Source organism: Falsihalocynthiibacter arcticus (genome assembly GCF_000812665.2).
GTDB lineage: Bacteria > Pseudomonadota > Alphaproteobacteria > Rhodobacterales > Rhodobacteraceae > Falsihalocynthiibacter > Falsihalocynthiibacter arcticus.
Genome location: NZ_CP014327.1, coordinates 2,205,723 through 2,220,672, shown reverse-complemented (window position 1 = coordinate 2,220,672; position 14,950 = coordinate 2,205,723). Strand labels below are relative to the sequence as shown.

Genomic DNA, 14,950 nt, shown 5'->3' with positions numbered 1-14,950 from the left:
GCCGCTTCTGTGGCCCATTATTGCTCCGCGTTTTACACGAGCATCGCGCAAACAATTCTGGGCGCGGCGACAGTCGTGCAGTTTGTTATAATGTTAATTAACAACAAACAGCCGAATGAGCGTCTGGCTGAATTTGGGACCGATTTAGGGGTTTGGATGGCGAAAGCCGCCCGTTTTCAAACCGCAGCAAGCGAAGTTAAGCCTTGGCCATGGACCGAACTCGATTAAACATTAACAAATGCTTCCTGGCAATAATTACAAATACCAGTCAACGACCTGTTGGAAAAATAGAACGTAAAAAAGGGCGGGAACTCAGCCTTCGCTGAAGAATGGTAGGGAATAGATGGACAGCAATCCCGTCGAACGCAGAATCCGACCCTTCGCCCTACAACACAAAAACGCACTCTTCGCGGGCCATGAAGCAGGCGCACAAAATTGGGCTATCCTATGACGAATGATGTTGTTAGCGATGGCGGCAAGAGCAAAAATTTTGCCAACATCGCCTTGTTGGAAAACTGGCTGGCCGAATATCACAACATTGAAACCGAGCTTTGGGTCCGGGTCTTTAATAAGAAATCAGGCGTCATTTCGGTCAGCTGGGATGATTGCGTTGTAGCGGTGCTTAGGGACGATGTCCTACTTTGGTGCAAAACAGCCTTGAAAAAACAGCCTTGAAATGCACAATATTTATTCGATTATTTTGGTTGCGGGAGCTCGACTTGATAAATACTTGCCTTTGTATAAGGTTTCCGCACACTGACTAGCCTGAACCTACTAAAGTCCATTCTTTTTACCGACTAGCCGAAAAATGGATTATGGCAATAAGGAAGGGTTGTGGACATAATCAGTTAGGGCGGAGAGCGGACCTTCCAAACTTTCGCGACACAGACAGCATCCATCATTTTTGTTGCCAAGAGAAATTCGTCCGGCGCTAATTCTACTAAGTATCACAGACAGAAACTGGATCTTTTTTATTGATTACTTTGCTATCAGCTTTGAAAGTGGGTCATTTCAAAGCTCAAGAATGGCAGCCACTAGACGTGTGAATACTTTGGTATTACTCCGTGGCGTTCGTTGATGGCACGATGGCTTGTTCAAAACACTCGTTGGCGCGATGATCAGCGTCCGGTGCCAGTGATTTGATCAGCTTGCTATAGCTGCGAAACTTGTCGGCGATGACGACCCTAGGCACGCCAAACTTGATAACCAGCCTTTTGAAAAAGCGATTTGCAGCCTTAGCATTTCGGCGTGTTTGCACGAGCAATATCGACCACGTCGCCCCTTGCGTCGATCGCGCGCCACAGCCAGCATTTCTTGCAACGGATTGTGATCACGACCTCGTCATGGTGCCACTTGTCGTTCGGTCGCGGACGATCCCAGCAGATGTAATCTGCAAAGTGTTGACCAAAGCAATTGACCCACAGTCGGATCGTTTCTCGGCTGACAATTACTCCCAGCGCGGCATATGGGTCGGAATGCTCGTAAGGCTGACATAGTTGCTTCAAACCCAGCCAACAACTTGGCAATACCCTAGGGTCTTATCAAACCCGTTTGTCCAGTGCGTGGCGCCAGTCGTTCCATCCGCCATCCACCGATGACGGGGCCGCATGCCATTCAGACATGGCTTTGCCCGTTGCGGGATCCTTATCAGGGATCGGTAGCATCATGATACGTTTGCACGCCCTTTTATAATCTTCTTCGGACAGGAACTTTTCCTGAATATCGTCCCAGTCACGACCATCAGGGTAGCCGCCACACATGTGAATATCGTCAGACTGGCCTATCATTTCATGGCTCACGCCCGCAGGCATCACAATGATGTCGCCCGCTTCGATCCGCACCTTTGTCCAGCCACCTTCACCGACCGAAATATTGAATTCCATCCAGCCGATTACGCAGCCAAGGCATTCATGGGTCGTTGAATGGAAATGCGCATATTCGTAAACGCCGGGGTAGTCCCAGTTGTTTGACCAACCGTTCGCACGGAACTGTTCCTTGATTGTAGTTGCGTCGCCTTTGGGTGCGGCCCCCCGATGCACCAGAAGCGGAAAACGGCTGTTTGGTATCATGCCATCCGGTTTAGATGGGAAGCTTTCTGTTATAACTGTCATGTGTTTCCTCCGATTTTAACTGTTTTTGTTTCCGCCTTTTGGGGCGTTATTCTGGGTTCAGGCTGTCAATAAGCGCATTTATTTCTGGAATGAGAGTGCCGTTTTCTTTTGCGAGGTCGTCCAGAACGGTCATGTGGTGAGTAGCCGGAATTTCGACAAACGTTGCACCATGACTACTGGCAAACATCTGTGCTTGGCGGTGGAACTCCGGCGTTTCGTTTTGACCTACGGCAAGCAAAACTTGGCGTGCTGTATGCCCCACCCAAATCTCTTGCGGGCTTTGGTCATTCAAATCGGCGGACGTCAAACCGACTTCCTCTCGCAGAAACGACCATGCCAAGGGCGTCAGATCGAAAAAACCGCTGATCGCAACAGCTGCCACGACGGTATCGGGCAATTGCCGCGCACTCATCACGGCCAAATGCCCACCTGCGGAGTGCCCGATCACCGCAACACGACACCCGAAATGGTTCGATATCAGCCGAAGCCCTGCCGCGACATCCGCGACAATTTCGGGCAGGGAAACGTGCGGAAGCAGTCGGTATTCAAGATTGGCAACAGCCCCGGTCCGCGCATGCAAGGCTGGCAGCACAAACCGGTGGCTTTCCGCCTCCAAAGCGCGCCAGTAACCGCCGTGAATAAAGACAGGTAAAATTTCCTCGCGGCTGGGCCGCCCGCTTATTTCGACGAACTGGCGGGGACCTTTGCCATAGGCCATTCGCTCGAACGAAAGGGACACTTCGCCACTTCGTCGCTGCATCCTGTCTATGCATGCCTGAAAGTCAGGAAGCACTTGTTTGAACTGAAATTGCTGGTTCCAATAACTCAACGCCATAAGTAGTCTACCTCGTCGGTCCCCACCGACCCGCTGGTCACCTTGGGGTGTTTTGCAGTTGGGGTCGTGCCGGATTTCCGATGCCAGTGTCCAGTCACGTAGAACTTCGCCATCCCAGAAGTATGGGTTTCACGGCAAGTGATGGTTTACCTCAACAGGGCGGCATTCGACTCCCGCCCTGAGATTTGTTTAACGACGATAACGGCTTTACTTGGCGCCCCAAGCTTGTGGGTAGTTCGCCATGCCGTCGCATCCACACATCGCATAGTGCAGTGGTGGCATGTCTGGGTTTGCGAAATCAGCCAAGGTCTCTTGCGTGATGGTTGGCTGTGGCAGGACCCACTCTGGACCCGGAACCGCCTCGCCCTCGATGACCCGCGCCGCTGCGATAATCGCTGTGCGCCACTGGTATGTCGGGTAGGTCGGTGCGATTGCGGTCATGCCTTCGGTTTGCCATTTCAGCAGGAAATCTTGCTGATCTTCACCAACGAACACTGGCAAATCATAGCCAGAATCCTCAAACGCTTCGATCGCGGCAACAGCCGTCGCACCCGCGTCCATCCAGACCGCGTCGATTTGATCGCGCATCAGATAGTCCTCGACAATGGACTTAGTTTTCGCATTATCGCCGTCAGTGAATTCAACGCCGACCACGTTCAGACCTGCATCGTCCAGCACTTTGCGGCCACCAGAATAGCGGGTTTCCAGCACGTCAACGCCCGGCAAGATGCGCAGCATCAACACGTTTGCGCCCTCGTCCACGTTGTCCTTGATGAAGTTCGCGCCCTGAATACCGAAGCCGTAGCCGCCAACTGGATGCACAAACGTAACTGGGCAACTTGTGTTCACGCCGCGGTCAAACACGATGACGGGCATCGCTTCGCAAGCCTTCTCAACCGCTGGCGTCAAAGCGGCGGTTGTGTTTGGTGATACGATCATCACATCGCAATCGCCGCCCGCCAACAGGTCGTTAATGTCTGCGATTTGCTTGTCGTCAGAGCCTTCTGCGTCTACGTGAATAAACTCGCCAATCGACGCTTGGTCCTTCAGTTCTTCAAGCATATTGGTGTAGCCAACAACGCGCCATGGGTTGTTCACGCCAGCATTCGAAAAGCAAACCGTCGCTGGTGCATCCGTGCTCAAGCCCGCATTTTCGACCATACCGTCGCCGATATATTGCATCCAAGGCTGATCCGCAGGCCCGTTTGCAGTTGCTCCAAGCTGCTCGAGTTGCTTAGCAAACTCCGCAGGATCGTTGAAGTTTTGCGCTGCTGCAGACGTCAGACTTAACGCCAAAGCGGCGACTGCGGTTGTGGTCATCATGACATGTTTCATAGTAAATCCTCCCATTGGATATGATCATCAATTGCGCCCAATAAAGGCGTGTCGCTTACGTTCCCGTCCGTTCCCTTCGGTGCATTGCCAAGGCAACGGCTGCGATAAGAATCGCGCCTTGCACCACCTGCCGGACGGGTTGTGGCAGGCCGAGGAAGTTCAAAAGCGTAAAGATTGCGGTCAGCGCCAAAGCGCCGCCGATTGCGGCAGGCACTGACCCACGCCCGCCCAGTAATTGCGCGCCACCTAAAACGGCCGCCGTGATCGCTTGTAGCTCGTAACCGGTGCCTACATCTGTGGAAACGCCCGCAAATCCGCCAAGCAGGATACCTACGATGGCGGCCGACAGGCCCGAGATCATAAACGCGGTTATGCGCACGCGGTTCACCGCCACACCGCCCAAACGGGCCGCATGAGGGTTGTCACCAATCGCATGAATAAGCCGGCCCAGATTGGTGCGGTGCATTCCCCACGCGAGCAATCCGCCCACGACAATCAGGACAATCACCGACACAGGAATGAACCGCACAAACGGAACATCACGGATCAATTCGCGCCCGAAGAAGCGGAACGTATCGGGCAAATAACCACGCGGCGCGCCGCCCGACCACATGAACGTTAAGCCGTTCAGCGTGATCATCATGCCCAGCGTCGCGATCAACGATGGCACCCGCAAAAAGCAAACCACCATGCCGTTGATCGCACCGATGCTCGTGCCCAAAGCCAACATCAAAGGGATGACCCAATAGGTCGTGGCAGGATCGTTGTTGGTTAGCATTGATGCACCCACTACAACCAAACTGATGATCGCTCCCACCGATAGATCGAAGCCACCCGAGACAATCACATAGACCTGCCCCGCCGCTAAAATTGCCAGAGGCGCAGCACGTTTCAGGAAGTTCATGTAACCTGGGGGCTGCACAAAACTTGGATTCATAACGATGATCGCAATGATCAGAACGCCCAGCAAAAACCAGACAGGGTTGATGGTCCGCTTTTGGCGACGCTCTCTTGCAGGGACGGAATTTGCAGTGTCACTCATGCCACAATCCTTTTTGAACGCAGCGCATAAAACGCAACCGCCGCGATAATAATGATGCCGCGCATGACTTGTTTGGCAAAGCTATCAACGCCCGCGATGTTGAAAATGGAATCGATCAGTGAGAAGATCATCATGCCCGCCATTGTGCCTAAAATGCCGCCGCGCCCGCCTGCAAGTACAGTGCCCCCAATGACCACGACCGCGATGCTTTCTAAATCATAAACGCCGTCCGCACCGATCCAAGGCGCGCCAGACCGCAAACGGCTGGCCAAATACAATCCGGCAATCGTCGCGCAAACCGAGCAGATCACGTGCGCCCAAACGATTACCCGCTTGGTCTTGATCCCCGCAAAACGCGCCGCTTCTTCATTGCCACCAACCGCGTAGATATCCGATCCCAATTTGGTAAACCGCAACATCCACCACGCGGCCAGTGCGAGGAGAACCAAAAAGATCAGCGCCGCAGGCACGCCCAAAAACTCGCCATACGCGAAGATTTGAAACTCCTCAGGCACCGATCCTGCGAAGTTGGAGACAAATGCCGACAGGCACCCTTGAATGATCAGGCTCGTACCCAACGTTGCAATCAATGGGTTCACCATGAGCGATGTGATGATCAACCCATTGATAAGGCCCACCAAAACGCCAATAGCCAAGGCCGCGATGATTGCGGGGATGATCATGCTTGGCGCGCCGTCCATCACGACGGAGGCCAAAACGGAGCTAGCGGAAATGAGGCTCGCCACACTCAAATCAATCGAGGCGACAAGGATCACAAAGGTCTGCCCAATCGCGGTAATCCCCAACGCAATAGAGCGTCCAAGGATCGCAATCAGGTTGTCGAGCGACAGATATTGCGACTGGCCCGTGGCGATCACGATGCCGATATAGATCGCGAATGCTGCGCCCAATAAAATCAGCGGTGCCCATTTCTCAAAGCGGAAACCTGATTTTTCCGGGGAAGAACTCATTTCACGGCCTCTCTCATGTCTGCGGTGGCTGCGTGCATAATGTCTTGCTCGGACGCCCCATGCGGGAATTCGCCAAAGATGCGCCCCGCCTGCATGACAACCACACGGTCGGCGGCACCGATCACTTCGGGCAGGTCAGAAGAGATCATTAAAATCCCCGCCCCTTGCCGCGCCAATTCGCGCATCAGGTGATAGATGCCAGCCTTGGCATTCACATCAATACCACGTGTAGGCTCTATAAAAATCAACAATTTAGGGCTCATTGCTAACCAACGCGCGACAATCGCTTTTTGCTGATTGCCTCCCGAAAGACCGCGAATATCCTGATCATAGGACGCCGCGCGAATATCCATGCGGTCCAACAGATCATCGATCCGCGAGATGTCCGCAAACCCGTTTGCCTTGTGGCTCCCACCAAGCTTTGCAAAAGCACGCGGCGTCAACATGCCGTTGTCGCGCACCGATTGCATTAACACCAAGCCCTCTTTCTTGCGGTCGCCAGGTAGCAGGCCGATCCCGCCTGCAATTGCTTCACGCGCAGAGCGGAACCGCGCGGGGTTTCCGTCAAGCGTGACCTCGCCCGACGTGAACGGTTTTCCGCCAAAGAGCGCCATGGCAAGCGCCACGCGCCCTGCCCCTTGGATGCCTGCAAGGCCAACAATTTCGCCAGCGTGCACAGTCAGATTAATGTCAGTCAGATGTGCGTTGCCCGCATTTGCCACAGTTAAGATTGGCGCACCAATCTCGACGCCAGAGGCAGGCGGCGGGTAGAAATCGGCAATGTCGCGGCCAACCATCGCGCGCACAATCGCATCGGGCGCGGGCACATGGTCGAAGCACTTGGCAATCTCGCCGTCCTTTAACACCGTCACACGGTCTGCCAATCGGGTGATTTCGCGCATGCGGTGGGTGATGTAGATGATCGCCACGCCACGCGCGCGAAGCTTATCAACGGTCTCAAACAGTTCTGCACATTCAGTATCGTTTAGCGCGGCCGTCGGCTCGTCCATCACAATCACGCGGGCGTCCAAGGACACCGCTTTTGCGATTTCGACCATCTGCTGGGTCGCCACATCCAATGTGCCAACCGCCTGATCGGGATCGATGCGCGTGCCCGATGCAAATAGGTCCAGCACACGGCGCGTCTCAGTGCGCATCGCTGCCTCATCAATCAGACCAAACCGCCCACGCGGTTCACGCCCCAAGAATAGGTTTTGCGCAACCGTGCGCTCTGGCAGTAACGAAAACTCTTGATAAATAACCGAGATGCCCGCGTGCAACGACTGCACAGGGTGGGTGAAATGCACAGGCGTGCCGCCCAAATGCACCTGACCCGCGTCTGCTTGATACACACCAGACATGATCTTAATCAGCGTGGATTTACCCGCGCCATTTTCGCCGACAAGCGCCTGAACCTCACCCGCGCAAACGTCAAAACTGACGTCAGATAGCGCCTTAACCCCCGGAAAGGTCTTGGTGATGTTCTTCATCTCGATCACCGGCGCTGTCATGCGGCATTCCATGCGTCGCGCACAAAGCTATGCGATTGACGGATCAGCGTTTCCAAGTCGGGGAACAGTGGACGCCAGACACGTGTGGCCGCAGCCAATTCTGGAACCCCTGCGCCAAACGCCTCGACCACAACGTGCCCGTCAAATCCTTGTGCTTTCACAGCGGAGAAGACTGATGAAAAATCAATTTGCCCCGTTCCGGGCACACCGCGATCATTCTCGGAGACATGTAAAACATGCATCTTTTTCCCCAAAGCGTTGATCGCTGCGGTCTGGGATTTTTCTTCGATATTCGCGTGAAACGTATCATACATGATGCCAAATGTAGGGTGATCCACGGCCTGAATATAGGCGTTCGCCTGCGCCACAGTGTTCAGGAAGTAGGTCTCAAACCGCGACAGTGGCTCGAGCGCCAAGATATAGCCATGACGCGCCGCACGTGTTGCCATCGCATGATGCGCCTCGGCACCATATGAAATTTCCTCCGCAGTTGGCCCTTGTCCGGTAAAATGCCCCATTGGCGCGTGAAATGGGCCACCAACGGTCTGGGAGCCAAGTGCCTCGGCGCAATCCTGAATCCAGTCCAAATGCGCGCGCCCCCGTTTGCGGATGGCGTCACCTGCTGAAAGCGGGTTTGCATCAAGATCAGGCACAATCGACGTTTGCGCAGCCCCAAGGCCAAGTGCGGACAATTTCTGACCCAACCATTCATAGTGGTCCGGAGATCCATGCATCACAGGCACTTCGACGTGATCAAACCCACATTCGGCGATCAACTCGAGATACGGCATCGCGGCCTCATCAATATGTCCGCCAATACATAACAAGTTAATACCAAGCTTCATAACGTCACCATCCTGTCTCTGTATTCCTACGGTTTTGGGGCAGCCGCCGCGGGGGCTGGCGCTCCATAAGGCACGTTTATACCGCCATAGCGGCGCACCCTGACATTGCACTGTTCTGCATGACCAACAAACCCTTCAAGCAGACATAGCCGCGAACCGTAAGCGCCAATCGACGCCGCCGCCGCATCAGTTGTAATCTTCTGGTAGGAATGCGTTTTAAGATATTTCCCGACCCAAAGCCCGCCAGTGTAGCGGCCAGCCTTCTTGGTCGGCAGCGTATGGTTCGTGCCGATCACCTTGTCACCGTTAGCAACATTGGTGCGTGCGCCCAAAAACAATGCGCCATAGCAGGTCATGTTCTCAAGGAACCAATCGTCACGATCCGTCATCACCTGAACATGCTCCGACGCAATATCGTCCGCAACGTGCAGCATCTCGTCGTATGTATCACACACGATCACCTCCCCGTAGTCCTCCCACGAGACACGGGCCGTGTCAGCCGTTGGCAAGATGTCCAACAGTCGGTCAATTTCCGCCATACTATCTGTTGCCAATTTCGCCGAGTTGGTCAACAGGACGCAAGGACTATTATAGCCATGTTCGGCCTGGCCCAGTAAATCGGTCGCGCAAATTTCCGCGTCTACCGTTTCATCCGCAATGATCATCGTCTCCGTGGGTCCAGCAAACAGATCAATACCGACACGACCGAAAAGCTGCCGTTTGGCTTCGGCGACAAAGGCGTTTCCGGGACCTACCAAAAGATGAACAGGGTCAATCGTTTCCGTCCCAAGCGCCATCGCGCCAACAGCCTGAATTCCCCCCAAGACGTAAATTTCATGCGCCCCGCCAAGATGTATCGCTGCAATCACCGCTGGATTGGGTTCGCCCTTGAACGGCGGTGTGCAGGCGATAATGCGTGGAACACCCGCAACGGACGCGGTTGCAACCGACATATGTGCGGACGCGACCATCGGGAATTTTCCGCCTGGCACATAGCAACCAACCGATTGGACCGGTATGTTTTTATGGCCCAATATCACGCCCGGCATGGGTTCCGTTTCAATGTCGAGCATCGAGTCCCGCTGTGCCTGAGCGAACTTGCGCACATTCTCCTGAGCGAACTTGATATCCGCCAAATCTGCCAGATCTACACGCGCGATAATTGCTGCAATCTCGTCTTCGTCAAGCCGGTAGCTTTCGCGATCGAAAGCGTCGAACTTAACAGCCAGATCGTGAACGGCAGCGTCCCCTCGCGTTTCGATATCTTTCAAAATCTCCGCTACGGTGGCCGCCGTTCGTGCATCATCCTCCGCGCGAACTGCAGCCAGTTTACCAGATTTGAGATAGGTAATAGTCATCAAGAACCTCCCGCGTAACTTTGAGACATTGTTTCAATGTCGATAAAGCCTCCCACAACTTCCCGCAAGAATTATACTTCCTTGTGAAATATTTCACTTCAAGCGCTATCCCTCTCAATGAGAACACTCGGTGTTATTCTGATGGTTCCCCTTGCAGCTGGATCTTCAATCAATTGCGAAATTAGTTTGAAAGTATCTTGCACCATCAACCGAACACGTTGACGAACAGTCGTAAGACGATAGGACTGCCAAGCAGCCATTGGAACGTCGTCGAATCCGACGACCGCAACATCATGCGGAATACTTCGCCCTTGGGATTTGGCGGCATCAATAGCGGCCATGGCCATAATGTCATTTGCACAAAAAATCGCGTCAGGTGGCTGGCTGTCATTCAACAAATCCACAACTGCCGCAAATGAGACGTCATAGTCAAAACTGCCTGACACAGACCTGAATACTGGCCTGCCAGCATCATTCATTCGATCTTCGAAACCACGCCAACGCTCTAGATGAGTTGATGTGTTTCGCAGGCCACCAACAAAGGCAATTCTTTGATATCCCTTAGTTAATAGAAAATCCACAACTTGCTGCGCACCCGCGTAATTGTCGCAACATACAGCGCTAAGACCCGTATTAATCTGCACTCGATTAAACAACACTACGGGCAGCCCTTTTTGCAAACATTGAACTGCTAGGTCTGATGACAACGTTGCAGACGTCACAATGACCGCGCTTGAGCGTTGACCAAGTACGTGAGCAATCACACTATCAACGCTTTTGCCCTGCGGAACCACATGTAGGTTAAGCAAAATTCCTTCATCCATTGCAGCACTTGAAAAAGCCTCCAAAATAGACGGATAAAATGGATTCACCACATCGCCGACAACCAGTGAAATCGTTCTTGTCTTACCTTGTGCGGCCATCCGTTGTGATGGGATAACATAGCCCATCTCGGCTGCAATACGCAGAACACGTTGCCGCACGTCGTCAGACAGCGAGGAATCCGAGCGAAACGCACGTGATATAGCCGATACCGAAGTTTCCGCGCTTTTTGCTACATCTCTTGCCGTAACTTTCATATTTCTCACCTCCATTTGGTGAAATATTGCATATCTAAACTTGTGAAGTCTATTGCATCGCGATTCTAATTTTTAATTCCTCGAGACGCCGCCGTTTGCTAGCGTCCATGAAGTCCTTCGACCATTTGTAATAGATGCCTTGAGAGGGGCCTCAAGGCATTAGTATTCAACGCTTACAACCTTAGGATCAGGACCTATTAAACTTGTTTCTTATTTATACTCCGAGTCCTGCGAAAGCCGAATTTGATGGCTTGACTGCTGGTGTCGGAACGATTCAGTTATCCCCATGATCCGTCCCGGTTTTCTTTCCGTTGCAGAGCGCATTGAGCTTGAGGCGTGCGTGCGTCGTCAGCGCGAGGACCACGGTGTTGCCCGTCGCGCGAACGCCATCCTGCTGTTGGACGATGGGGAGAACTGCTCTCGGATCGCAAAGTTCCTGTATCTGGACGACGACACCATCCGGGGCTGGTATAGGTCTTACCGGCAAGATGGCTGGGATGCGCTTGCCTTTGACGGCTGGAAGGGCGGTCAGTCCCGGATGTCGCAGGTTCAAGAGGCCGCGTTATGCACTTGGCTGGAACAACGCTTTTGCCGCTCGACCGTCGAGATCCGGGCCCATATCCGTGCTGAGTATGATTTGGACTACTCAAATTCCGGCTGCATCAAACTTCTGGCCCGCTTGGGCTTTGAATACCGCAAACCCAAGCCTCTGCCCCGCGTGGCATCGGCACAAAAGCAGGCAGCTTTCATAGCATTATACGAACGCCTGATGCGCGAGTTACCTGCAGATGAAGCCGTCTACTTCGCCGATGCGGCGCATCCGGAATACCAGACCAAGCCTGCATTTGGTTGGGTGAAAGTTGGCTCAAACCCGGCAGTTCTCAGCACGGCAGGGCGGGGGCGCGTGAACATACATGGCGCTGTAAACCTTGAGACTTTTGATACGCCGTTTGTTGAGCCCACGACGGTTGATGGTGTCAGTGCGGTGCAGCTTCTGTCCAAGATTGAGGCGCGTAATCCTCACAAGCGCATTATCCATGTCATCTGGGACAACGCCGCCTACCACAAAGGGCCCGACGTCAGAGCCTTCCTCGCGAGGGCGGCCTGTCGTATCCATCTGATCCAGCTGCCACCATACTGCCCCCATCTCAATCCAATTGAGAGGCTTTGGGCGGTTTTGCATCAATACGTCACCCACAATCGCTACTACCGAAGTCAGAAACAGTTCGCCGAAGCAATCCTCGCATTCATGCGCGAAACCATCCCGCAGGACTGGAAAAAATTCCGCGACCGGGTGTCAGACAACTTCCGTGTCATGACCCACGAGAAATTTCGGGTTTTGGAGTAGAAGCGGTATAAGTAGGTTGTGATTCATTTTACCCATCCATAACGGAGGTGATATGAGCAATCTTTTCTGGTTAACCGAAGAGCAAATGGTGCGGCTTCGGCCCTATTTTCCGAGAGTGCGTGGCCGCGCCCGAGTGGATGATCGGCGTGTATTGAACGGCATAATTTTCATTAACCGCAATGGGCTACGGTGGTGTGATGCCCCTACCGAATATGGTCCGGCTAAGACGTTATACAACCGATGGAAACGTTGGAGCGATTTGGGTGTGTTTGCTCAAATACTCGCGGGATTGAGTGCTGAAATTCCTGACAATAAGACGCTCTCAATCGACGCAACTTATCTAAAAGCACATCGCACAGCTTCAAGTCTGAGGTTAAAAAAAAGGGGTGTGGTCGACTGATTGGGCTTACCAAGGGCGGGATGAATACAAAACTTCATGCCGTCACGGATACGCTGGGTCGGCCTATTAGGTTTATATTAACGGCTGGTCAACCCTCTCAGCGATGCAAGCATCGCCTGCCGGGCAATGGTACAGTGATTATACTGGTGCGGCTGCACTATTGGAACGTTTACCACGTGCGCAATGGTTGCTGGCAGACAGGGGCTATTATGCTGATTGGTTTAGGAAATCTCTCATAGACTGTGGCATACAACCCTGCATACCTGGACGAAAGTCGCGTAAGAAAACCATCAAATACGACAAGCGACGTTACAAGAGACGCAATCGCATCGAGCGTATGTTCGGAAAGCTAAAAGATTGGCGGCGGGTCTCAACTCGGTATGATCGCTGCCCAAACGTATTCATGTCCGCAATTGCTCTCGCAGCTACGGTTTTGTTTTGGTTATGAGTCCTGAGCCTAGCCGGTTGGTCTGCAACAAAGCCGTAGAACCAACCCCTGGACATTTTCAATGACCTGCAGAGAATGACAACCGCATATTTGGTTTTATGAGCGGTGACAAAAGCGCGCTTGTTCGTCATGGTTTCACCGCCCGCGTCGCGAAAAAAGCGGATGCTTTGTGCAAAATCTCCACTTTCTGGGCCAGACGCTTATTCTCTTTGCGCAAACGATCCAATTCTGCCGCATCTGACTTTTGACGACGCTTCGCTTCAGTTAACCCAAACGCTTCTATCTCAAGCCGCCACGTTTTTAGCTGCGTGCCTGTTATGCCAAGCTCTTTGGCTACGCTGCCCTGTGTCGCTCCGGGCTCATAAAGCCGATCAACCGCGCCTGCCTTAAAATCGTCAGTGTACGTTCTTCGAGGTTGTCCCATTTGGTGCCCTTTCATGGACTGGGGGTAAAGTACCCCAATGTCCGGGAGCAGGGACAAAGTTCAATATTCTCCCGCCAGGCTCCCATGATGCCACACTTTCTGGGGATTGAGCTAATCGAGCCCGCAACTGAACGGCAAACCTTATAAATTTGAGATATTTGCCTCTTCCCCTTCAAACAGACGGGGCGTAGCCAGCCCGACTTTGCCAACCTTTGATCGAATCATCGGTACGAGGTCGACAATGCTCTCCAACAAAACATCTGATGCGGCATCACACGCCGGCCTTGTGGAAGCGGAGGTTTCTGATGCCCCTTGCTGGAGCAACCCTGCAGAGTGGTATTGTCGGCGATGAACGCCGATAGGTCCGACAGGCGCGCTACCTTCCGCCTGCGTGCCGACAGCTCGCGGCTCGTCGCGGCGTCTCGCATTGACCATGAGAATTGGAGCTTTCCTAAATGACTTACGGCAAAACGGCGATACGTGGGGTTGCCGCACTCGCGCTGTCCATCTCGACGGCGACGGCAGAGCCGCTCCCCTGTCAGGGCCAGTATCAGGCTATATCCGGTGACGTGATCATGTCAGCAAGCGGCATCATCCAGATCGATCCATGCAATCGCAACGAAGGCACGGTCGATCTGCCCTATGACGGCTGCGACCGGATCGTCATTGCGGGCCAAGGCGTGCGGATGCCCATCGTCCGCACCGCCACATCTGGCTGGAGCAGCACGCTGAAGGGTGGCAGCGGCATGACCGTGCAGCGCGGAATTAAGCTGACCCTTGTGGCAGCAACCGAACATCAGCCCGTCGATTGCGAACGGCAGTATTTAGCGCGCGAGAATGCGACGGCGCAAGCATTTCTTGCGTCGCCCGGCCCGACCCCGCCAACGCCAGAATTCACGCCGAGCGGCTATTTCCGCGCCGCCAAGCTCGATAACAATTTCATCGACGAAACGCACAATACCAATTCTTTGCATCTTCGTTTTCTGCAGGGCATCGGCAATGCAATCCTGCCAGCCACCCGCGCCGCTACGCTGTTCCGCGAGGTCTGTCGGGCGGAAGAAGGCACACTCGATCCACCCCGCCGTATGCTCGATTTTAAGATCTCTGAGGTCGAAGGAACCGATGATACAGCACTTGCGGCGGCCATGCAGGACGGCGCGGCGCAACTAGCCGAAGACGGCGTGACGGTCGGCCCGCTGAGCGACGGCAAAGCACTCTGACCCCAGTATTACACTAGGGGCCA

13 protein-coding genes and 4 pseudogenes are annotated in these 14,950 nt (G+C 53.7%); 6 read left to right on the top strand and 11 right to left on the bottom strand.

Going from position 1 to position 14,950, the window contains the following annotated elements:
- Positions 1–27: 27 nt before the first annotated feature.
- The 3 genes and pseudogenes from RC74_RS11040 to RC74_RS11035 all read left to right on the top strand — a co-directional run.
- Positions 28–228, top strand: a pseudogene (locus RC74_RS11040) (DUF4389 domain-containing protein); the annotation flags it as partial.
- A gap of 115 nt (positions 229–343) precedes the next feature.
- Positions 344–448 (top strand): annotated as a pseudogene (locus RC74_RS21720) (IS66 family transposase); the annotation flags it as partial.
- Positions 448–675 (top strand): YdeI/OmpD-associated family protein, encoded by a 228-nt coding sequence (locus RC74_RS11035; RefSeq protein WP_039004332.1) that lies wholly within the window; start codon positions 448–450, stop codon positions 673–675. The pseudogene RC74_RS21720 and the gene RC74_RS11035, both read left to right, overlap by 1 nt.
- 388 nt (positions 676–1,063) lie before the next feature.
- On the opposite strand, the pseudogene RC74_RS11030 reads toward RC74_RS11035, so the two are convergent.
- The 10 genes and pseudogenes from RC74_RS11030 to RC74_RS10985 form a co-directional block, all read right to left on the bottom strand.
- A pseudogene (locus RC74_RS11030) lies at positions 1,064–1,472 on the bottom strand (IS6 family transposase); the annotation flags it as partial.
- Between the two features lie 69 nt (positions 1,473–1,541).
- The gene (locus tag RC74_RS11025; RefSeq protein ID WP_039004331.1) at positions 1,542–2,111 is read right to left on the bottom strand and encodes a hypothetical protein; all 570 of its coding nucleotides are present in this window, start codon (positions 2,109–2,111) and stop codon (positions 1,542–1,544) included.
- Between the two features lie 46 nt (positions 2,112–2,157).
- Positions 2,158–2,850 carry an alpha/beta hydrolase gene (locus RC74_RS11020; RefSeq protein WP_169798730.1) on the bottom strand — a complete coding sequence of 231 codons (693 nt, stop codon included), beginning with the start codon at positions 2,848–2,850 and terminating at the stop codon, positions 2,158–2,160.
- Between the two features lie 303 nt (positions 2,851–3,153).
- Complete coding sequence (locus tag RC74_RS11015) at positions 3,154–4,281, bottom strand: substrate-binding domain-containing protein (protein ID WP_052275119.1); 1,128 nt, start codon at positions 4,279–4,281, stop codon at positions 3,154–3,156.
- A 55-nt stretch (positions 4,282–4,336) separates the two neighbouring features.
- Complete coding sequence (locus RC74_RS11010; protein WP_039004328.1) at positions 4,337–5,323, bottom strand: ABC transporter permease; 987 nt, start codon at positions 5,321–5,323, stop codon at positions 4,337–4,339.
- On the bottom strand, positions 5,320–6,294 hold the full coding sequence (locus RC74_RS11005) for an ABC transporter permease (protein WP_039004327.1): 975 nt from the start codon (positions 6,292–6,294) through the stop codon (positions 5,320–5,322). The genes RC74_RS11010 and RC74_RS11005 overlap by 4 nt, the downstream gene beginning before the upstream one ends.
- A complete protein-coding gene (locus RC74_RS11000; RefSeq protein ID WP_082802255.1) occupies positions 6,291–7,805 on the bottom strand; it encodes a sugar ABC transporter ATP-binding protein in 1,515 nt (504 codons plus the stop codon). Before RC74_RS11000 ends, RC74_RS11005 begins: the two co-directional genes overlap by 4 nt.
- Positions 7,802–8,650 carry a sugar phosphate isomerase/epimerase family protein gene (locus RC74_RS10995; RefSeq protein WP_039004325.1) on the bottom strand — a complete coding sequence of 283 codons (849 nt, stop codon included), beginning with the start codon at positions 8,648–8,650 and terminating at the stop codon, positions 7,802–7,804. The genes RC74_RS11000 and RC74_RS10995 overlap by 4 nt, the downstream gene beginning before the upstream one ends.
- Positions 8,651–8,676: 26 nt before the next feature.
- Entirely contained in the window at positions 8,677–10,008 is a 1,332-nt protein-coding gene (gene hisD / locus RC74_RS10990) for a histidinol dehydrogenase (protein WP_039004324.1), read from the bottom strand.
- Positions 10,009–10,106: 98 nt separating this feature from the next.
- Positions 10,107–11,087: a LacI family DNA-binding transcriptional regulator gene (locus tag RC74_RS10985; protein ID WP_039004323.1), complete on the bottom strand. Its 981-nt coding sequence runs from the start codon at positions 11,085–11,087 to the stop codon at positions 10,107–10,109.
- Positions 11,088–11,373: 286 nt separating this feature from the next.
- Between RC74_RS10985 and RC74_RS10980 the strand changes: the two genes are divergently transcribed.
- Together RC74_RS10980 and RC74_RS21715 are read left to right on the top strand one after the other, a co-directional pair.
- Positions 11,374–12,435, top strand: coding sequence for an IS630 family transposase (locus RC74_RS10980; protein ID WP_039004322.1), 1,062 nt, complete (start codon positions 11,374–11,376; stop codon positions 12,433–12,435).
- Between the two features lie 52 nt (positions 12,436–12,487).
- Positions 12,488–13,283, top strand: a pseudogene (locus tag RC74_RS21715) (IS5 family transposase).
- 127 nt (positions 13,284–13,410) lie between these two features.
- Here RC74_RS21715 and RC74_RS10970 read toward each other — a convergent pair.
- On the bottom strand, positions 13,411–13,707 hold the full coding sequence (locus RC74_RS10970) for a transposase (protein WP_062628212.1): 297 nt from the start codon (positions 13,705–13,707) through the stop codon (positions 13,411–13,413).
- A gap of 455 nt (positions 13,708–14,162) precedes the next feature.
- On the opposite strand from RC74_RS10970, the gene RC74_RS10960 reads away from it, so the two are divergent.
- Positions 14,163–14,927 (top strand): hypothetical protein, encoded by a 765-nt coding sequence (locus tag RC74_RS10960; protein WP_039004133.1) that lies wholly within the window; start codon positions 14,163–14,165, stop codon positions 14,925–14,927.
- The last annotated feature ends 23 nt before the right edge of the window (positions 14,928–14,950 follow it).